Here is a 17,738-nt window from a genome sequence, read left to right as displayed (position 1 = left end):
AGCGGGGAATTCAGTTGTTCAGATGTGGCCGAGCAGGCTGTTGATCAGATTGGATCTGATGGCTTTGTCGGTTGTGTCGTAAGGGCCATCCAAAGAGACAGCCATCGGTTGATCGGGATTTTCGCCACGACACCAAACGTAGGCGCGCGCCAGCAAACGATAGCCGGCCAACGTCTTTGCGGTATGGCCAGTCATCAACTCGACAACTTCCCGCGTCTGCCTAGCGGCTGCGTTGCAACGCTCGTCCGATTCGTGAGTGTCCTGTCCCTTTTCCGCCTCATAGACAGCGCGTTCCGCGCTCCACCTCGCTTCGAATTCGACGCCGAGGGCCAGCAACTGGCGATCTGGACTATCCATGGCCGCAGCAGTGGCCGGAACGACAGCCGCCAACCCGTAGGTGGGGATCGATTTCATGATAGTGCGACGGGTGATTTTTGCCATCATCGCCTCCAATCACGCCGAGATCACAAAGGCGGGTTGTTCGCCTAGAATGGCCCAAAGCAGTTTGTTGCGTGCCTTGCTTTCTGCGACGGCCGCGTCGTAAGCGACGTCACCCTCGGGCGTAGAAAAGCCAGGGAAAATCTTTCTGGATTTCTCGCTCTTTCGCCACGCCGCATTCGTCGTTTCAGCGAGGCGGTAGGCGGCGCGCCATTCTGAGATCGCCTCCAAAACAGAGTTGTCGGGACCAATAGCTGTTGCTGCACTCGGCACGATAGCCGCCATGCCGCAGGCCGGAATGGCTTTCACCATGGAACGGCGAGTGAGTTTGTTCATCACAACACCCTCCAACCGTAGTTCGGAAGCCCGAGCACGCCGTACTTGTTGCTCCAGAATTCGGCGTCATCCCGGCGACCAAAAGCGATCGTCGGCATCCTCGGGTGGTCGTCTATAACAATCGCTTCGTTGGCAGCGAGAAACACCGACCAGCGCACACCGGTCTGTTGGGCGATTAGGCCCTCCAGTTCTTCGATAACGTCTCGCACCGGTCTCGGTGCTGTTGCTCCGCTCGATGCAGGCACGGCAACGGATGCAGTTGCGCCGACAGCGAGGGAATGGCGAAGAAAGAGCCGACGAGTAAGGTCGCCCATCACGCCACCTCGCCGCGCTTGGGCTTGGAGATCGCCTTCTCATTGAGAGGACGGATCAGCACAAACTCGGAGTTTGCGCCGTGTTCGACGAACGCTCGCCAAGTTCCCCCGTGGATTTCCTGCATCAACGCGGCAACGGTATCGGCCAGTTTCAGGACGGTCTTTGTCTTGGTTTCAGAAACCGCGTTAGCCTGAATTGCCAGTGTCGCAATCGCGGGCGCAGTTGTGCTATTGGCGTTCGCAGCCATTCGATGATCCTCCAGAGATCTTCGTTTCGGTTAGGGCTGGATTGAGGCTGCAACCTCTTTCCGGCCCGACTATTTCGTGATATCACCAAACAATCAGTCAGTCAACTCGTGATATCATGAAAACGCCACGCAAGCGCCCAAGTGCCACCGGCCTCCCTATAATGGTAAGGCTGCAGCCGGAGTTGATGGTCCCGCTTGAAGACGCCGCGCGCGATCTCAAAGAAGAATCTCGGCCGGAAGTAATACGCCGTATCTTGCGGGATTGGCTCATCAGCCACGGATATCTCAAGGCTGGCGAATGACCCCTAGCCCATTCCTGATCCAATTGGCGATTTTGTTGCTCCCTGGCGTTCTCTGGACGCACCTTGAAACGAAGTTCGCATCCAAGACCAAGCCAACCCAAGTCGAATACCTTGCGAGGACACTGCTATTCGGACTTGCCAGCTACGTGGTGACGTATGTGGTGTTCTGGGCGGTCGGCCACGAGTTTACGTTCGTCGATTTTACACAAGTCGACAAAGCGAATGTTATCACCCGCGCAATAGCCATCCAAATTGCCGTCGCCACATGCATCGGCCTGGTACTGAGCGTTCTTTGGATGTACGCCATAAACTGGAAATTGATGGCGCGCATCCTTCAGACCATAAAGGCGACGAAATCATACGGCGACGAGGACGTCTGGGATTTCGTTTTCAACTCTGGCGACGCGGCTGCGGAGTATGTCCACGTCCGCGATTTTGAGAACAAGATCGTCTACGCAGGATGGGTAAATGCATTCTCCGAGTCCGGACGACTACGCGAACTCGCTCTTGTACGTGTGCAAGTTTTCAACTTCGAGGGTGATCTTCTTTTCGAGACGCCTCGGGTTTATATATCTCGTAAGACGGAGGGACTTCATATCGAGTTCCCTGCGACCAGCGAGAACATAACCAACGGAGCAAAATCGTGAGCAGCGCCGTTAAACAAAGCACACATATCTCTATCCGACCAATTTCTGGAGGTTTCCAGGAAAAGGCCGGCGTGAACACTGCAACGTCGAAAGTAACGTCACGCCCTCAACCTCCTGCGTCGATGAAGCCAAAAGACCCAACGCCTCACAAGGGCTAAAATGCGGCATCATCTCCACCGAGACGAATAGCTATGCTCAGGCACACTCTGTTTGTTTTTCTGGCCATCACACTCGCGCTCGGCGCGACGATTTTGACTTCGATGCTCCGAGAAGAGCCGCATTTGGTTTCGCAGATTGACGGTAAGGCAACGCATACCGTCAAAACGACTTCTGCGTACTAAACAGTCGAATTCCTCGATTTTGCCGGCCTACGCATTCCAAGTGTTACCTAAGTCTTTGATCTTCCCGGCCGTAGTCCCAGCTGTGTCTAGGGTAATGGCCCCATCGGTCATATTGCCCACCACTACACCATTCCCGACGATATTATAAAGACGCACCGATGCGGTTCCAAATCCGGTCATCGTGTTATCGTTGACCTTCGCACGGGCGATCCCGTCCATGCGGATTGGAACAGCCAAAGATCCACCAATCAATGTGTTTCCACATGCTGACACGATCGACCCAGCACAGCCGTCGGCGGCAGTTACGTCGATAGGGATGCCGACCGAATCCCGGATGGTATTTCCGTTGATATCGATCGACGCGCTGGCCAAATTTGCCATGCGAATTGGATTGGTTGCAGTCGTTGATTTGACATCATTGTTCAAGATTTTAACGACGTTCGCAAACTGTACGAGTATCGAAGTGCCCGGCGTCGTAACAATGTTGCCTTCGATCTGCACGTTCTGAATGCTGTTGCCGCTAGCGCCGTAGACCTCGATGCCGGACTTGCCGGCACCAATTGTGCCGCCGATCACGTTCCCCTTTACGGAGACTTTCTGAGTTATTTGGTCGGTTGGTCGGAAGGCGACAACGATGGCAGGGATCGCGGTACTCCCGCCGCTGTCAAAGCCATCAATGATATTGTCGGCCACGAGATTTTGCTTCGAAGAGGACAGCTTGACCGCTGAGTAGCAAATCTCCTCGAAGATGTTTCCGACGATCACGTTGTCGATACCCTCTTGATAGGCATCGATGCACCCAATGAAATTTGACGCGGCCCCTTGTCCAATCCGGTAAAAGTAATTCCCTCGAAAAATCAGGGATACGCTTTTGTGCGTAGCGAGGACGCCGCCCGGAGCGCTGAGGCTAGGAGAACCGACATTGATGAACTTGCATCCATCGAAGATGGCCAGCGCCTTGTCTGTTGCCTCCAGCAACGCACACATGGTTTGTTGTCCAGTTGTGCCACCGTGATAAGCCATTCCACGCCAGATGCAGCCACGGAAGATAGCAGTAACAAAGTTCTGGAGATGGATTGCGGTATAGACGCTGTTCAGAAAATTCACATTTTCAAATGTGAAGTCACCACCATTGGCAGTCATGAGTGTTGGTCTGTTCGGCTGATTTGCCTTGTCGCCGTCAATCGTCAAATTCGAAATGGTTGGCGAACTTCCGATTATCTGGAAGGCTACCGTGGTAGAATTCGCCTTATGTTTCAGGATGGTACGCCCGGGGCCTGCACCACAAACGGAACGTCGGAATGTGACATTCTCCAGAATGTAGGTGCCATCGGGAATGTAAATGGTACCGGTGAGGCCAGAAGTGTTGAGCGCGGAAAACACCGCGCTGTCATCGCCGCCGACCCCACAAACACCGAACATTTGCGGGGTCTTTTCCGCTGTGTCGATGCTGTACCACGAACCAGTTCCGCCACGATTGCGAAACGCATCCGGGGTGCCGGGGGTTGAAGCGCGTTTCCGATATCGGGCGCCGGATCCTGGCTGATAGGTCGCATCGTAGTATGCAACATCATAATATTCCGGATCGGGCGAAGCGCCCGGATTGTCAGCAATAGCCAACGCACGTGTCGCCCTCGGAGCCAACACCGATGAAAGCGCCGCCAGCGTTGTGTCCCGCGCAGCTTCAGCAGCGAGCTTTGCCGCTTCTGCCGCCGCCTGAATCGCAGACGCATCGCCGTAGCTGAACAGGCGGTACTTGCCGTCGGCGTCGAGCACCACAAGCGCGGACATTTTGGTGCGAACATAGTTCGGCGGTATGGGATCACCCGTGTTTGTCACCAAGGCGCGCGGCGCTTCGCCATTGATCGATACCGTCATGCCCGCAGTCGGGTTGGCAGCCGAAAACGGACCGACAAGGATCAGTTGCTTGTAGGCCACAGCTGACACTGGCGATGCCGAAGTAGCAAGAACCGCGTTTGAGGTGCCACCCGTCACAGGGGCACTGATCAGCTGCGCCCCCGGAATGAAGTCCAGGAAGACTTCCCACCCCGCGGAACCCGATGCTGCCGTCTTGCGGTAAGTCTTGCCCTCGGCATAAGCCAGCGTACCAGCGGCCGGGGCAGTATCCGCATTCATCGCGGCCACAGATGGGTAGGCTTTCACCGCGCCAAGTGGCAAAGCACTTCCAATCTGGACAGCAACGTCCTGCGCGCCGACTGGTCGCGGACCGACACGCTGTCCATTGGCAATGGACATGCCGAAGAGGAAGTCGAAAGCAGCCAAAGGCTCCTTATCGACGGCGCGAATGCCATCAATGCTCATGATGATCCTCGATGTTCAGAAGCTGGTCAGATGACCGTGCGGGTGATGTCGGCTGACTGCGGGCCGGCCAAGCCGTCAGCGTTCAACGGCTCGAGCTTGTAGGTATGGCCGCCTTGTGAAAGGCACGCCGCCGTCTCTTCGAAAAGAACGACGTCGTCGATCGAGCCGTTGAACGTGCTGTCGGCTGAGAACACAAGTGTCGTTGGCGATGTGCCGGCGGTCAGCCGGAACAGGAACTGCCCGTTCGCAGAGACGGCCAACCCAGATACAGTTGCGCCGCCGGTCAGCTTCGGCGTGACGGTGCCTGCTGTTCTACCGGACACAGTCGCAGCGCCGCGGTATACCTTGCCGGCTGTCATCGTAACGGCCTGGCTGAGGTCGGATGCTGTTCCTGCGGTCTTTGTGGCTTTACCAGCCGCGATCGCCCAGCCCGTTCCCTTGGTCCAATTCGCGTCAGCGTCGAATGTGCCGTTGGTCACCAGCGTGACGCGCGTGGAATCTCCGTCGATGCGCCCGAAAGTTCCGTTGGGCGAAACTGGAACTGTAGCCGACAATGCGACGCCATCCCGATAGATCCTGACTTCTTCCGTGTTCGGGTCAGGCCCGGTTGCGAAAGTGATTTCAGCCTGACCGAGCTTGCCAATGATCTGGATGCTGGCTGCCGGGAGAGACGATGGCAGAGACGTTCCGTCAATGATCACAGATATGATCACCCCCCACGTCCCAGGTGTTCCCCAAGCTGACGTTGCCTGTGCCTGCAGTTCGATATGAGAGCCGGTTGAATATCCGGTAAGCTCCACGCTGGCGCTGGACACCGACGAGGACGCCGTCAACCATGTGGGCGATCCGGCCAGTCGATGTCGAAGGGTGAAGCTCGCCAGTTCCACGACGTTGGTCGGCGCCGGCTCCAGCCGAACAAGCGTCTTCGATGTGCCTGCATCGTAGCGAACCCAGACGATCTTCGGAGCGTCGGGGACAATGCCCGACTGGTCGACCACATCGCCGACCTTGCTATCCCATGCGGGGATGACGATGGCATCCGTGAGCTCATCGATCTCTGGCGCCGATGGCAGGAGGGTCAGATCAGATCCACCGTCGTCGCGGCGCTGGATGCCGGTGAGGATAAGCGGAATGCTTTCCGAACCATACTCGCCGAGCATGATGATCGTGCCGGTTTCGGGTGCGAGGCCGTCACCAGTCAGAACGAATGTGCGAACATCGCCTGGAACTGACGTGATCTGGCGCACGACATGTTGACCGAGCGGATTGCCTTCGTCTCCAAGCACGCGGAAACCAACGGCGTAGGATACACCAGCCTTGATCTGCCAGACCTCGTCGACTTCGATCAGGTTGCCGCGAACCGCCTTCACCCGGGCCGAGGCCATCGTCCTACGCAAGATGTCCTTCGAGGCTTGGACAAGGTCCCCGCGTGTCGCCGAGCGCGCGATGCCATCCTGTGTGGCGCTGTATGCGACGTTTCGGAACTGCAGTTCGTAGAAGCGGCGAACCGCCTCGCGATAGATCTCGTCAGGATCGGTCTTTCCCGGCATCTCCATGGCTTCCGTCGTCATGACCGTGCCAGCGAAACCAGGGCGCCTCACAACACGCTCGGCCGGCTGGAAGTTGTTGGTGCTGTCCTGGAACTTGATGCGCAGCGCGTCGGGGAGATCGGCGTAGGCCACCTCGAATTTGATGTTTGAGGCATTCCTCGGTGTGATGACATCAATCGGAACGGTGCGCGGCTTGTCGACGATGACGGTCCACCATGTCCCGTCGAAATAGATCGAGGCGCGACCGGCAGCGCCGATCATCTTCAACGTGTCTTCAAGAGATTGCCGGTTGCCGATGACCAGATCGAACTTCAGCCCTTTGAGGCTGCAATAGTCGCGCCATTCAGTAAAGGCGGCCCAGTTGATCCTGCTCGACGGTTCCGGCTTGGTGAGGCCTGGTCCGGTCAACGCGTAAAGGGCGGATATCGCCGGGTTGCGCGGGATGTTGGTTGGCCAGCCCTGCCCGAAGCCATCGGTGACACGGCGCGACATGCAGTTGTAGGTCTGCACCTGGCCATTCATCTGGTGCGTCGCCTTGACCCGCATTGCAGTGAGGCACAGCGGCGTCGAAGTATTGCACGGGTACTCCGGCCGGAACGTCTGCAAGACCACCCATGTGCAGGTCAGGGCGAAGGAATCGTCCCAGTCATCTCGAGGTTCCGAAATGCTGGTCCGCGTGATCTGGACTTCCCATGCACCTCGCGATGGGAAATCGATACGAACCGCTCGATAGAAGCCTGCGAACTTCCTGTTCGTGATCGAAATGGCTGGCTGCGGTATGACCGTGGCAGTGCCCGCCTTCCGGATTGCCACGTTGAAAGTTGCGGTCTCTTCCTGGCGCTTTCCTTTCTTCGTGATCTTTCCCAGCCCTTGCGGGAACTGAAGGATGACGATTGCGTGCGTGGCGTTGAGGCCTGTCGTTCGCTTGATCGTCTTCTGAGGCTGCATCGACTCGTCGGGCAGCATGGTGCCGGCATCGTCGCGGGCCCACTCCCAGACGAGATCGGTACCGATCGAATCCTCGATCACCTGCTGGGTGTAGAGCGTGAACGGCACAGAGCTATCCGGATATCCAACCGCGCCGCGGTGTTCGATCTGGAACTCGTCGTAATCGTTAATCGAGGTATCGCCGATACGGTGATCCCAAAGCTCCTGTTGGCCAAGGCCGTGGCAGAAGATGGCCCGGTTGTAGAGAACATCGCCGACCACCTCGATATAGGACGACGCGGCGAAGGGCGGCGAATGCCTGATTTCGCCAAGAGGCACAGGGATCGGCTCGTCCTGGCGGTACTCGTTCTGCCAGCTGTCGATGACGAAGCTATCCTTGTCCTTGTTGCTCTGCTTTTTCGGCTGGAACAACGCGTTGATCAGGATGCCGCCGATCGCCGTGATGCCGAAGCCGATGATGGAGGCCCAGGTAGCCGCGCTTAGGCCCAGCGTGCCCGCCAGAGCGCCGCCAAGGGCATTCGAGATAGCGGAGGCCGCGACCTGCACCAGCAGCGTCAGAGCGCCCGCCCCGGCCCCGATGGTGATGACCACATTGGTGCTGGGATAAGGCCTAACCAAGCGCCAATTGGCTTGTCGAATGAATGCCTTGCCAGTCGAAGCTACAAGCGTGACGCGAACTCGCGGAAGCGCTGCCTCGGGAAATTCTGGCAGCACCAATGCGACGATCTCTGCCACTGTCAGGCCGGCCGGCACGACGATCTCCTCGCGCCCTCTGTCTAGGTCCATGGCAAAGGGGGCCAGCGTGACTGGCACGCCTGCCGAATTCGTCAGATCGATCATGAATTCCTATCCGACCCAGCGGTAAGCGCCGACGAAGCGACCGGCCCATGGCGCGGTGTCGAAGCGACCAATTTTGGAATAGTCGTCTTTGACGACGTGAAGCATCTGGCCCGGCCCTACATGGATGCCGACATGACTGTCATGGCGAGCGACGGAGAACAGCAGGAGGTCGAATTCCTTCGGCTTTGCGACCAAGCGCCAGCGCGCCGCGACCTTCTCTCGGCGTGCGATCGCACCGATCTCGGCATGGTCGCGATCGTCCAGATATTCAGCGGCATAGTCGGGCAATTCGATGCCGAGCACGCCCTGATACACGAGCATCGCAAGCCCCCAGCAGTCCGCGCCCACCGATGACCGGCCCTTAGCCAGATCGGGAATGCCAACATACGGAGCGGCCCAATTCATCGATGCAGCCCCGGAAAGCGTTCCTTCGACATCCGCGTTGCCGGATATGGCTCGTCATAGAGGTCTTTCATCGACAGCTTCAGAGCCACCTGCCCCCAGTCGCCGTTCGCGCTCTTCAGCGTCAAATTGACAGTTTCGATCTCGACCAGGTTTGGCGTGTCGGCCATAACGATGGCTATGCGCCCCGTCGCAGCGATCGTCGTAGAAGTAAGGAGACCGACGATATCCGCGTCCAGCACATCGACGACGAGCGTTGCTGTTGGCTCGACGTCTTCCTCGTCGTCAGGCGGGATCACCTGCATGCCGGTGAAATAAAACGGCTTGGCCGAGCCATCGATCGAGCCATAGGTCGACAGCGTGCCGTAGGTCAGCGGCTCCACAGACAGCCTCACCGCATCGTCCGACGAGATCCGCAGCGGCGCCTCAAGGTCGATGTGTTCGATGATGACCAGAAAGACCGCAACGGCATCAGTCGCCATCGCATCGATCTGCTTTGCCGCATTTAGCGATATCGTGCGGCTCATGGCATCACCATCAGCGTGAACGACACGTTCCAATAGATATCGTGCGGCAGATAGTTCGGCAGGCCATTGAACTGCACCAACCACGTCTCGGTGAGCAGCACGGGCGTTCCGTCCTCAAATAGCAGCGGCTGCTCGTTTTCATCGAGCCAGCACATGGCGTCTTCGGAATGGTTCGCCATGAGGAAGGGAAACGCGCCCTTCTTCGTCTCCTGGGTGTAGAACCAGTCGAAGCGGCCGCGCTGGGTGGCGTCCAGCATCGTTGAAAAGTTGACGTTGTCGACAACGGATGAAAACCGACCCCGGATGTTGCCGGGACCGGCATCGGTCTTGGAATTGAACCGCCCCTCGCCGCGCGCGATGCGATAGTCGTCACGCAAGGGGATTGGCAGTTCGGCAGGATAGACAGGCAAAGCCATCAGCGCACCTTCATTGGCCGGGTGAGGCCCATGCTAGCCAAGGCCTTGTTCGCCGCACTGCCTCGACGCGAGGTCGCCTTGGCGGTCTGCTGCTCAAACCAGATGTCCATGCGCTTTCCACCTTCGCCGTCATCTTCCTCCTGCTGGTGAAGCACAGGCGGAGCGTTGTGGAAGTGCATCTCGGTCTTTGATGGACCGATGCCTCGAGCGTTGGCCATCATCTCCATAGAGCGCGGATTAGACCGGATGACATCGCCGGCACGAAGCTTGCGCAATTCCGGGCCTTCCTCACCTACCCATGCCCAACCTGCAGGAGCATTCTCGGTGCCGTCGGCAAAGAGGCCGATTGATCCGCCCGGATTGGCCGAGAGCCAGCTGAACGCTTTAGTGCCGCTGAAGAGCGAGTTCAGGCCGCCACCGAGCATCTTGCCGAGGCCGCCAAGAAAACCACCTCCGCCGCCTCCCGGAGCTCCTGGGAACTGGCTCAGCGCGTTGCCTAGCTTGCCCATGCCGCCACCAAAGGCATTGAGGCCCTTCCCGGCATCAACCGTGCCCGTGCTCAGATTGTCGAGGGCAGCAGTTGCCTTCTCGGCACTGCGATCAATCCCCATGAAGCCGGTGATGCCCTGGTTCTTGGCACCATACCAAGGTCCCCAGCCGCCAGCCTTGGCCTGATCTAGCGCGAACGCCGTCGACTTTTGCCAATTCGCCGGATCAGCCGGGTCAAGGCCGGTTTGTTGCATGAACCGGTTGCCGAGACCTGTTCCGAAGCCGGTGCCCTGCCCGCCCTTCAAAAGCTGGAACGGTCCGAACGAAGGCTCGCGGAAACCACCCTTGCTGTAGTTGCTCTGCCAAATGCCGGCGCCAAGCCCCTCGGACCGCGCCACCTTGAGCGCGATATCCGGATCTATGCCGATCGCAGAGGCGTACTGCTTGATGAAGCTGGTAGCGTTCGCGACGTTGTATGGCGCATTGCTTCCTAGCGAGCCTGGCGAACCGATGCCTGACAACGACATCGGCGCATAGTCGGACGCCTTCAGGCCATTGCTGTTTGCCGGCGAGAAGACGCGGTTCAAAACACCATCGGCGCCGCCGACCCCGATAGAACCCATCACGACCACCGAGGCCGCATTGACAGTCATCGCGCCAACGCTCTGCGTTCCAAGGGCATTGATGGCCGGGTTCGGCGTCATCCCGAGCATGGTAGCGAAGAAGCCGCCAATGCCACCGGTCTGGTTCATCGTCGGGAGGTTGGCGCCATACTGCTCGTTCAGGAACGGGTTCTTGACCGACAAGTCGAAGATGTTCTTCGCCATGTCCTTGGCGATGTCGCTGAGACGTTCCTGCCAGTTGTCGAAGCCGTCGAATGCCAGGTCGAAGATGTCGGAATAGGCGTCCATGCCGCCCTTGCGGACATCCTTCCAGAGATCGACCTGCTTCTTCAGCAACTCGTTGGAACGGATGATCGCAGCTTCCGGGCCGTTGAGATCTTCGCCAAGTCCGTACTGCTTCAGTGTGGCCGCAACCGCCTGTTCGACATCGCTACGGCCGAGTTGATCACGCTCAAAGGCGAGATCCTTCGCCAGCTTCGCCTTCGCCAATGCCTCGGCCATCTCGCCATAGGCAGCGGCCTGCTTCTTGATCAGTTCAAGCTGTTCCGGCGTCAACTCGATGTTGGCCGAGAGAGCCGAGTTCACTGCCTCCTGCTGGACGCGGAAGGCCTCAAGCGCGGCACCGGTCAGGCCGAGTGCATTCTTCTGGTCTTCAAGCTGCCTGATCCTGACCTCGTTCTTCTTCTGGAAGTCCTGCAGGTATTCCTGATCACCTGGGATGTCGTCGACGCCGCGGAAGTTGGGCAGCGGGATTGGACTGCCTGTGCCACCCGTGGGCAGGTTGAAGTGCAAATCCCCGCCAACACGATCACGCAGCGTCCTGTAATAGTCGCGCAGCGGTGTGCTGGTCATGATCTCGTTGACGCGCCGGTTCCGCTCCTCGGTGGCCTTGCTCAGGCTGTCCGAATACGGATCTGGCAGTGGCGGACCGAAGTCGATCTTGCCGATCGTACCGAGCCGATACCCACCACCGGGGAACAGCGCATCCGCCTTTTCCAGTGCAGCGTTGATCTTCTCCAGGAACGCATCGATGTAGGTCGCGCCGGTCTGGATCATGGTCTGGATGCCGCCAACCATGGCGTTCAGACCTTTGGTGACGAGCGAGCCCATCATGTTGGGGAATTGGCTCCAGAGATATTCGACGTCGACATAGGCTGCGTGGAAGCTGTTGATGATCGTTTCCGCCGCGGTTACCGCGCCACCGCCGACCGTATCCCAAGCCGCACTGAACCAAGGTGAGACGTCGTCGATCACGGGCTTCAGTTGGGCGGTGATATCCTCCTTGATTGCGCGGAAAGCGCCGGCCGCCGCGTCGCCAAACTCGATCGTCTTGCCAGTCGCCTTCTCGATGTCGCTTTGCAGGCCACGAATAGCGAGGCCACCAGCCGCCGCCGCGATGCCGACGGGCCAAAGCTTGGTGATAAGTCCGCCTGCGAGCGTGCCGGCGTCCCTGAGCGCAGCGTTGACACCTCCCTGCCCGGCATAGAGCTGCGCAATCTGCGGACCCTGCTGCATCAGCGTCATCGCTGGGTTCTGGCCAAGCGCTGCCATCTGCCCGACATCGAACAACTGATAGGTCAAGTTCTGACGGCGGAACTGAGCCATGTTGTCGTTCATGGCGCGGACGCGGGTGATGGTGTTGTCGGCCTCACGCGCGACCTGGCGCAGTCCGTCCCGAGCGACGACGCTGCCAGAGGCGATGCGAGACAGTGCTGCGTTGCTCTGCTCGCCGAGTGCTACGAGACGGGTCAGGGCCGCATTGGCCTGCTCTACGCCGGCCGAGACCCTGCCGAAGTCCGCATTGGCCGTTGCCGACGAGCGGCCAAGACGTTCGATAGCCGCATCCGCCTTAGTCGACGAGGAGGTCAGGCGGTCGAGGTCACCTGTGGCCTGTTTTACCTCACCGGACCGTACCGAAATGCCAAGATCAGCAATGGGCATGGATCATCTCGCAAACATTGCCCGGAAAAGAGCCGGCGTCATTTCGGGAAGCTTTTCGGGCTCGGGAGGCACGTCTTCCTCTTCCCCGCCACCGAAGATGGCAGCGAGCATCGCCTTGCGGCCGTCATGGGCTACGACAATCGCGTTCACATCGGTGCGGAGCGCCTGCTCTTCGGTCCAGCCCATCCAGCCGAGCGCTATCTCGGCCAGATGGTCATAGTATTCCGCAGGGCTCAGCGGCTCTCCGCGTTTCCCTGGTCTTTGTCCGACCCTCCATTGTCGAACGGCTTGCCCCCGTTGGCGACATTGGAGAGATATCGGATCAGCGGACCAGAGAGTTCAGGCAAACCCGTCTCGTAAACTCTCTCCGGCAAGTCTTTGAGTTCTTTGCTGGAAAGGCCGAGGCCGAGACCGATCACGGTGACCATCGCGTCGAAGTCGAGATCGCCAACAGCGCGCACCGTGTTGTTGATGCCGCCTCGCATCCGTGACAGCGCCTGACAGGCCTGCAACGACGGCTTCAGCGTGCAGGTTTCGCCGTCGAGCTCGATCTCGACATTACCGGCGCCGATGTGTGTCTTCTTGCTCATGCTTGGCTATCCTCAGACGGTCGGGTTGACGGTCACGACGTTGGTGTTCACCTCGACGTTGGCGTTGAGGCTGCGCACGGTGTTCGGGCCGCCACCGGCCTGCTGTGCCGACATCACGAGACCGATCCAGTAGTTCACTGTGCCGAGCGGCGTCGGTGTCACCGTATGGGTGCCGCTCTGGGTGCCGGTAGTGGCGATTGCAGCGCCGCCGAGCGTCGCCGAGACTGTGAAGGTGTCGGCGTCGGGCGTCGTCTTCACGTAGTACTTGGTGCCGGCGACAAGGCCGGTCGGCAGGGCACCAGTGGTCGAGAAAACGACCTCACGACCGCAGTCAGGCCGTGCGCAACCTTGGTGATGACACCCGGGCTCGCGATCGTGATCGTGGCGGCGAACGGCACGGCACCCGGTGCGTCATCCCACTGGATCTTGAAGGGATAGTTGTTGCGGGTCTTTTCCGCTGCGATCAGAGCGATTTGGCCCGGATCGCTGGAGTTGATCGCGAAGACGTTCTGCATCGAGCCCGCATTGCGCGTGCCCTTCTGCTTCACGTCACGGCCACGGCTGATCACCTGGGTCGTGATGAGTGCAGCGGTGTCGCCGATCTGGCCGCACTGGGTCCAGTCGACAACTTCAGTCCAGGTCACGGCAGCAAAATCCGCCGCCGCAACATCAGTCGAAGGCGCAGCCATGGCGGCAGCGCCGATGTAGAATTTCGCGCCAGCAACGGCGAACAAGTCGCTCATGGCGGTCTCCTTTCAAGTTGTGGGATTGCCTTGCCGAAGGGCGGTTAGGCGTGAAGTTGCCGTCCTGATGGCCGGGCACTGCTTTGTGGTGCTATGAGCGGGAGATGCGCCGCTTCCCGTCCATCAGTCTGTCTTTGCTTGCTGTCGCCCTGCTGGGGGCGATCTGGATGGACGAGATAACCAGCAGCTACTGCGCCTTCGGGTTCGGCGGCTTCCAGTGCAACGCCCCCTTCATTGGGTGGGGCAGCAGCCTCGCAGTCACCGGTTTGGTCCTACTCGCCGCCTGTTTGGTTCTGGCGCTTACGACAATTTGGGGTGTCTTTTGTTGGTGGAAGTCCCGCTCCCGAGGCTAAGCGAAGCACTCATAGGGCACGGTCACCGGCAGCATAACGTGCGTGTCATCATCGAGCGACTGGGCAACCGTCGGCGCGGTGGTGACGCGAACTGTGACGTCACCGAAGCGCATCCGGAGATCAGTTGGGAAGTGCGCAGCCACCTTACCCGCCACTTCAACCGCAACGGCTATGTTCTCGTTTTTCTTGCCGAATACGTCGACCTGCAGGAGGCCAAGCCGCTGATGCGGGTCCGTCGATCCGAGAAACAGCCGCCGGTTGACGTTTGAGACGTGGGTGACGCGGAGATAGCCCGTGGCCGGCTTGGTGAAGCTCAGGTTCGGCCATGCGATGGGGAGCGTAGGCGATAGCACAAGCGCTTCCACCCTCGCCTTCAGAGCGAGCCAGATCGATGTTTCGATGGATGGCACGTTGTGAGACCTACGAGGTTTGATAATTTCCCGAGTTAGGGACGGGATTTCGGGGGCATGCGATTATGAGAAAAATTCTCACGGCTCTGTTGGTGGCCATTGCTACCGTTGGCACCAACGCACGAGCAGAGTCCAAGGAGTGGGTCGATCCCGCCGAAAAACTCAAGCCGTTCGACCTGAAGTGCCCTCACACCAACAGTGGAGTTTTCGAATTGCTCGCTCAAAACTCGGCGGGTCGAAAAACCAAGTTGGTGGCAGTGTTTAAAGATGCGAGCAGGAATTCGACGATCAACGCCATCGAATATTACGAATTAGGAGCCTCAGCGACGAAATGGGAACGGATTTTTTGGGCTGACGTACACAACAAGAAGAACAACCAGGCCGACAAGGTTACCATCGGGAAGGTGCTTAGGCTCGTCAATCCGATAATGCTCAAAGTTTGCAACGGTAAAGCATCACAACGGGAGCATTTCGAGAAATACCTCCGAGGAAACGCAGCCGAGCTACAAGCCAAGCCTTGATCTAACCTCCGAGGCCTTCGTCGCAACGATTGCCGTCCAGCGTTGCGCGGCGAGAGTGACCCACGGACGTGGGGCCTGTCCTCTCGCGCCATAGTGCACCATCGCGCCATAGGAGGCGGTGACGCCCAGGTAGATGGTATCGCCCAGATCAGCGCCAGCAATTACCAAGATCACGTCGCCAAGGTCAGCCGGGACGGGTACACCAGGATTGTCCCGCGTCAGTTGAGGCATCGCGGTAGTCGACGCCATCAGCGAAGCCCGTAGGAATCCGGTTCGGTTGTAGTTTGGAGACGGCGGCCCCTTGTAGACCATGTCCACGAGAAGCTGATCCATGGTGTTGACCAGTTCCTGAGCGCTCTCCTTGAAAACAGCCTCCAGGGCCCCGTCGACCTTGGCCGCCCATGCTCCAACTTGCGCGCTGAACGAGGCCACTACTGCACCCTCACCAGATCAGCGGCGATCATCGCCTCAGCTATCCTCTCCTCGGTGAGTATCTTCGACCAGTCGACCGGCTCTTTTGGAAGGCAAGAGATGAAAAGCGCCTTGGTTTCCTCGTCCAGATCAAGACTGTCGATATCGATCGACACGATTTCAATTTCAGCCATCAGCGCACCAGTTCAGCGACGAAATCAATTCGGAAATCGCAGTAGCACTTGCATCCGAGAGTATGCCGCGCCGGAACGCCGGGAGCATGTGGATATGGGATTGCGGTTCCATCCGGCGCCATGAACGGCTGATCAAACCGCACTTTCTGGCCGTTCATCGCCACATGGTGCGCTCGGGGATGCTCTTGTGGTGTGTGGCGCCATGTCTTGGTGACGTTCTGAGCCTGCACCCTGCCCTTGTCGATCTGCTGGCGGAACGCGATCTCTTTGGAGGTGTTCAGAGCTTCGAATGTCTCATGCAACGCGATCGTGTCGGCGCGAAGCTTCAACAGCCCGTCAGCGTACCTCGATGTGATCCGATCGATGGTCTCGGTCGGCAGCGGCTCGCCCGTCTTCATTGCCGCAAGGATAGTGCGATCGTACCTCTTGTCCCTGCGGTTCCTCGATAGGTAGTTTCTCAGCTGATCGGGCTCACCGAGGGACAGTTCCTGTCGGGCTGTGGCGACATACTCCGCTTGGGCTGTGGTGAGCCCGATCACGCCGCCCTCGCGCTTCCCTGTGACCCGGTTGACCCGTCCGACGACCTGCAGCGCTGTCTTGGTTGGGTTATCGCCGCGGGACAGCCCCTCCTCCAAAGCGGATAGGATCGCAACCTTTTGATCCTCGACGATGTTCGTGACCAGCGTGGCGCTGTGCTCACGCAGCCAATTCTCGGCTGCCAGGTTGCGAGCATCCCAGCGTACTACGACCTGATGCCCATCGGGCTCACGCAGTTGAGGCATCTGCTCGACCGCAGCAATGCCACCACCGTTGAATGCCTGCCGGATGGCCTCTTCCAGCGGCCGGAATGCCGCCTCCTCGAGGTTGAGGGCTCGGATTGCACCGGCAATGTCAGCGCGTTCCAGCCGCTCTACAATCCGTCGCAAGACGATGTTCGACCGAATGTCGTCGATCGCCTCAATGAACGCGGCGCGAAGCAGCGGCTCCCATGTCGCGACAAGCTGTTCGAAGCGCTCGCGAGGTGATAAGCGTTTGAGCATGAGCCCGCCATGCGCAGGCCTTTTGCCCGCTATTGTTGAAACCGGTCTAGCTTAACTGAAAGATAGACATTTTTTCTGGTCAGGGTTTTTGCGTGTGTGAACCCTCCGCCTTGTTTTTCCCCGGTGTCCACTTGAAAGGTAGCTGCCTTTTTTTCGTTCCCGATCTTGACCTTGAATTCCCCACCTATGTTCCCTTGCAGGCTGTAGCTCTTTGTTTCAGAGAGCGTTTCCGCACGCGTGGCACCGGTTGCGAGAACAACGTTCTTGTTTGCTCTTTTGAGGGTTCGGATTTGATCACGACAATTCGGCTTAATGGATTTGCGCACCACTACGTCGCCGTCGCCGGCAAGAGTGAATACATGCAAGTTCTCGACAACGTAGCCTTTCTTGGCCCCCGCACTAGCGCCGGCCGCTGCAGCGCCCAGAGTTGGTATTGACCCGGAACCGCTAAGGTTACCCGAGTCGCTCGTATCTAGTTTGGAAACGCTCACACCCTCATCAACTACGTGTTTTCCAATATCGATAAGCGGCGGTGTCTTTTCAAAATCTATGTAGCATAGGGAACTGTAAAGCCTACCGTTTGCCGTCTTGAAGGCTGGACGTTTACCAGGTCCTTCAAAATAAAGGTGGCCAACTTTAACACCAGTGCTTGTCGGGTTAAGCGCTGTGTACCCAACCGGAGTTAAATCATTCATATCTCCACCAGTTGTACACCCAGCGACTACCACAGTTAAGCAAATAGCCAGCGCTCGACACATCTAATCCCCCTTGGCAATTTTCTCCGCGCAGTAA

The 17,738-nt window shown here is 58.6% G+C and carries 21 protein-coding genes; 2 read left to right on the top strand and 19 right to left on the bottom strand.

Annotation, left to right across the window (positions count from 1 at the left end; genetic code table 11):
* Positions 1 to 18 precede the first annotated feature (18 nt).
* From C1M53_RS26595 to C1M53_RS26580, 4 genes are read right to left on the bottom strand one after another with little or no spacing between them, the layout of a single operon-like run.
* The gene (locus C1M53_RS26595) at positions 19 to 444 is read right to left on the bottom strand and encodes a hypothetical protein (protein WP_129414977.1); all 426 of its coding nucleotides are present in this window, start codon (positions 442 to 444) and stop codon (positions 19 to 21) included.
* Positions 445 to 453: 9 nt separating this feature from the next.
* Positions 454 to 774, bottom strand: coding sequence for a hypothetical protein (locus tag C1M53_RS26590; RefSeq protein WP_129414975.1), 321 nt, complete (start codon positions 772 to 774; stop codon positions 454 to 456).
* Complete coding sequence (locus tag C1M53_RS26585) at positions 774 to 1,088, bottom strand: hypothetical protein (RefSeq protein ID WP_129414973.1); 315 nt, start codon at positions 1,086 to 1,088, stop codon at positions 774 to 776. Before C1M53_RS26585 ends, C1M53_RS26590 begins: the two co-directional genes overlap by 1 nt.
* Positions 1,088 to 1,336 (bottom strand): hypothetical protein, encoded by a 249-nt coding sequence (locus C1M53_RS26580; protein WP_129414971.1) that lies wholly within the window; start codon positions 1,334 to 1,336, stop codon positions 1,088 to 1,090. The genes C1M53_RS26585 and C1M53_RS26580 overlap by 1 nt, the downstream gene beginning before the upstream one ends.
* A gap of 298 nt (positions 1,337 to 1,634) precedes the next feature.
* Between C1M53_RS26580 and C1M53_RS26575 the strand changes: the two genes are divergently transcribed.
* Positions 1,635 to 2,285: a DUF6338 family protein gene (locus C1M53_RS26575; protein ID WP_129414970.1), complete on the top strand. Its 651-nt coding sequence runs from the start codon at positions 1,635 to 1,637 to the stop codon at positions 2,283 to 2,285.
* A gap of 368 nt (positions 2,286 to 2,653) precedes the next feature.
* On the opposite strand, the gene C1M53_RS26570 is transcribed toward C1M53_RS26575, so the two are convergent.
* The 11 genes from C1M53_RS26570 to C1M53_RS26525 all read right to left on the bottom strand — a co-directional run bounded on the left by C1M53_RS26570 (position 2,654) and on the right by C1M53_RS26525 (position 14,780).
* Positions 2,654 to 4,948 carry a right-handed parallel beta-helix repeat-containing protein gene (locus tag C1M53_RS26570; RefSeq protein ID WP_129414968.1) on the bottom strand — a complete coding sequence of 765 codons (2,295 nt, stop codon included), beginning with the start codon at positions 4,946 to 4,948 and terminating at the stop codon, positions 2,654 to 2,656.
* A gap of 26 nt (positions 4,949 to 4,974) precedes the next feature.
* Positions 4,975 to 8,286 carry a phage tail protein gene (locus C1M53_RS26565; RefSeq protein WP_129414967.1) on the bottom strand — a complete coding sequence of 1,104 codons (3,312 nt, stop codon included), beginning with the start codon at positions 8,284 to 8,286 and terminating at the stop codon, positions 4,975 to 4,977.
* Positions 8,287 to 8,292: 6 nt separating this feature from the next.
* A complete protein-coding gene (locus C1M53_RS26560) occupies positions 8,293 to 8,691 on the bottom strand; it encodes an NlpC/P60 family protein (RefSeq protein WP_129414965.1) in 399 nt (132 codons plus the stop codon).
* Positions 8,688 to 9,215, bottom strand: coding sequence for a DUF1833 family protein (locus tag C1M53_RS26555; protein WP_129414964.1), 528 nt, complete (start codon positions 9,213 to 9,215; stop codon positions 8,688 to 8,690). Before C1M53_RS26555 ends, C1M53_RS26560 begins: the two co-directional genes overlap by 4 nt.
* Complete coding sequence (locus C1M53_RS26550) at positions 9,212 to 9,631, bottom strand: hypothetical protein (RefSeq protein WP_129414962.1); 420 nt, start codon at positions 9,629 to 9,631, stop codon at positions 9,212 to 9,214. Before C1M53_RS26550 ends, C1M53_RS26555 begins: the two co-directional genes overlap by 4 nt.
* Positions 9,631 to 12,684 carry a phage tail length tape measure family protein gene (locus tag C1M53_RS26545; protein ID WP_129414960.1) on the bottom strand — a complete coding sequence of 1,018 codons (3,054 nt, stop codon included), beginning with the start codon at positions 12,682 to 12,684 and terminating at the stop codon, positions 9,631 to 9,633. The genes C1M53_RS26550 and C1M53_RS26545 overlap by 1 nt, the downstream gene beginning before the upstream one ends.
* A 3-nt stretch (positions 12,685 to 12,687) precedes the next feature.
* Positions 12,688 to 12,870: a hypothetical protein gene (locus tag C1M53_RS26540; protein ID WP_129414959.1), complete on the bottom strand. Its 183-nt coding sequence runs from the start codon at positions 12,868 to 12,870 to the stop codon at positions 12,688 to 12,690.
* A gap of 47 nt (positions 12,871 to 12,917) precedes the next feature.
* Entirely contained in the window at positions 12,918 to 13,274 is a 357-nt protein-coding gene (locus C1M53_RS26535) for a hypothetical protein (RefSeq protein ID WP_129414957.1), read from the bottom strand.
* A gap of 12 nt (positions 13,275 to 13,286) precedes the next feature.
* Positions 13,287 to 13,532, bottom strand: a complete 246-nt coding sequence (locus C1M53_RS32245; RefSeq protein WP_245488300.1) for a hypothetical protein — start codon at positions 13,530 to 13,532, stop codon at positions 13,287 to 13,289.
* Positions 13,529 to 14,017: a hypothetical protein gene (locus C1M53_RS26530; RefSeq protein WP_245488298.1), complete on the bottom strand. Its 489-nt coding sequence runs from the start codon at positions 14,015 to 14,017 to the stop codon at positions 13,529 to 13,531. Before C1M53_RS26530 ends, C1M53_RS32245 begins: the two co-directional genes overlap by 4 nt.
* Positions 14,018 to 14,366: 349 nt before the next feature.
* On the bottom strand, positions 14,367 to 14,780 hold the full coding sequence (locus tag C1M53_RS26525) for a DUF4128 domain-containing protein (protein ID WP_129414956.1): 414 nt from the start codon (positions 14,778 to 14,780) through the stop codon (positions 14,367 to 14,369).
* Between the two features lie 65 nt (positions 14,781 to 14,845).
* On the opposite strand from C1M53_RS26525, the gene C1M53_RS26520 reads away from it, so the two are divergent.
* Positions 14,846 to 15,301, top strand: a complete 456-nt coding sequence (locus tag C1M53_RS26520; protein WP_129414954.1) for a hypothetical protein — start codon at positions 14,846 to 14,848, stop codon at positions 15,299 to 15,301.
* On the opposite strand, the gene C1M53_RS26515 is transcribed toward C1M53_RS26520, so the two are convergent.
* Genes C1M53_RS26515 through C1M53_RS26505 form a run of 4 tightly spaced genes read right to left on the bottom strand, consistent with a single transcriptional unit; the run spans position 15,284 to position 17,641 of the window.
* Positions 15,284 to 15,733 (bottom strand): HK97 gp10 family phage protein, encoded by a 450-nt coding sequence (locus tag C1M53_RS26515; RefSeq protein WP_129414953.1) that lies wholly within the window; start codon positions 15,731 to 15,733, stop codon positions 15,284 to 15,286. The two genes, C1M53_RS26520 and C1M53_RS26515, sit on opposite strands and share 18 nt — an antisense overlap.
* Positions 15,733 to 15,906: a hypothetical protein gene (locus C1M53_RS31795; RefSeq protein ID WP_165358246.1), complete on the bottom strand. Its 174-nt coding sequence runs from the start codon at positions 15,904 to 15,906 to the stop codon at positions 15,733 to 15,735. Before C1M53_RS31795 ends, C1M53_RS26515 begins: the two co-directional genes overlap by 1 nt.
* The gene (locus C1M53_RS26510) at positions 15,906 to 16,946 is read right to left on the bottom strand and encodes a head morphogenesis protein (RefSeq protein ID WP_129414952.1); all 1,041 of its coding nucleotides are present in this window, start codon (positions 16,944 to 16,946) and stop codon (positions 15,906 to 15,908) included. Before C1M53_RS26510 ends, C1M53_RS31795 begins: the two co-directional genes overlap by 1 nt.
* Positions 16,947 to 16,975: 29 nt before the next feature.
* Positions 16,976 to 17,641: a hypothetical protein gene (locus C1M53_RS26505; RefSeq protein WP_129414950.1), complete on the bottom strand. Its 666-nt coding sequence runs from the start codon at positions 17,639 to 17,641 to the stop codon at positions 16,976 to 16,978.
* Positions 17,642 to 17,738 lie beyond the last annotated feature (97 nt).

Source organism: Mesorhizobium sp. Pch-S (genome assembly GCF_004136315.1).
Classification (GTDB): domain Bacteria; phylum Pseudomonadota; class Alphaproteobacteria; order Rhizobiales; family Rhizobiaceae; genus Mesorhizobium.
The sequence above is the reverse complement of the archived record's forward strand: the minus strand, read 5'-3'. Positions and strand labels throughout refer to the sequence as shown.

Excerpts from the sequence above, each read along its gene's own strand:
- C1M53_RS26585 (WP_129414973.1), bottom strand. The coding sequence starts at position 1,088 with ATGGGCGACCTTACTCGTCGGCTCTTTCTTCGCCATTCCCTCGCTGTC.
- C1M53_RS26535 (WP_129414957.1), bottom strand. The coding sequence starts at position 13,274 with ATGAGCAAGAAGACACACATCGGCGCCGGTAATGTCGAGATCGAGCTC.
- C1M53_RS26520 (WP_129414954.1), top strand. The coding sequence starts at position 14,846 with ATGAGAAAAATTCTCACGGCTCTGTTGGTGGCCATTGCTACCGTTGGC.
- C1M53_RS26555 (WP_129414964.1), bottom strand. The coding sequence starts at position 9,215 with ATGAGCCGCACGATATCGCTAAATGCGGCAAAGCAGATCGATGCGATG.
- C1M53_RS31795 (WP_165358246.1), bottom strand. The coding sequence starts at position 15,906 with ATGGCTGAAATTGAAATCGTGTCGATCGATATCGACAGTCTTGATCTG.
- C1M53_RS26560 (WP_129414965.1), bottom strand. The coding sequence starts at position 8,691 with ATGAATTGGGCCGCTCCGTATGTTGGCATTCCCGATCTGGCTAAGGGC.
- C1M53_RS26510 (WP_129414952.1), bottom strand. The coding sequence starts at position 16,946 with ATGCTCAAACGCTTATCACCTCGCGAGCGCTTCGAACAGCTTGTCGCG.
- C1M53_RS26540 (WP_129414959.1), bottom strand. The coding sequence starts at position 12,870 with ATGGGCTGGACCGAAGAGCAGGCGCTCCGCACCGATGTGAACGCGATT.
- C1M53_RS26530 (WP_245488298.1), bottom strand. The coding sequence starts at position 14,017 with ATGAGCGACTTGTTCGCCGTTGCTGGCGCGAAATTCTACATCGGCGCT.
- C1M53_RS26570 (WP_129414968.1), bottom strand. The coding sequence starts at position 4,948 with ATGAGCATTGATGGCATTCGCGCCGTCGATAAGGAGCCTTTGGCTGCT.
- C1M53_RS26590 (WP_129414975.1), bottom strand. The coding sequence starts at position 774 with ATGAACAAACTCACTCGCCGTTCCATGGTGAAAGCCATTCCGGCCTGC.
- C1M53_RS26550 (WP_129414962.1), bottom strand. The coding sequence starts at position 9,631 with ATGGCTTTGCCTGTCTATCCTGCCGAACTGCCAATCCCCTTGCGTGAC.
- C1M53_RS26595 (WP_129414977.1), bottom strand. The coding sequence starts at position 444 with ATGATGGCAAAAATCACCCGTCGCACTATCATGAAATCGATCCCCACC.
- C1M53_RS26505 (WP_129414950.1), bottom strand. The coding sequence starts at position 17,641 with ATGAATGATTTAACTCCGGTTGGGTACACAGCGCTTAACCCGACAAGC.
- C1M53_RS26565 (WP_129414967.1), bottom strand. The coding sequence starts at position 8,286 with ATGATCGATCTGACGAATTCGGCAGGCGTGCCAGTCACGCTGGCCCCC.
- C1M53_RS26575 (WP_129414970.1), top strand. The coding sequence starts at position 1,635 with ATGACCCCTAGCCCATTCCTGATCCAATTGGCGATTTTGTTGCTCCCT.
- C1M53_RS26580 (WP_129414971.1), bottom strand. The coding sequence starts at position 1,336 with ATGGCTGCGAACGCCAATAGCACAACTGCGCCCGCGATTGCGACACTG.
- C1M53_RS26545 (WP_129414960.1), bottom strand. The coding sequence starts at position 12,684 with ATGCCCATTGCTGATCTTGGCATTTCGGTACGGTCCGGTGAGGTAAAA.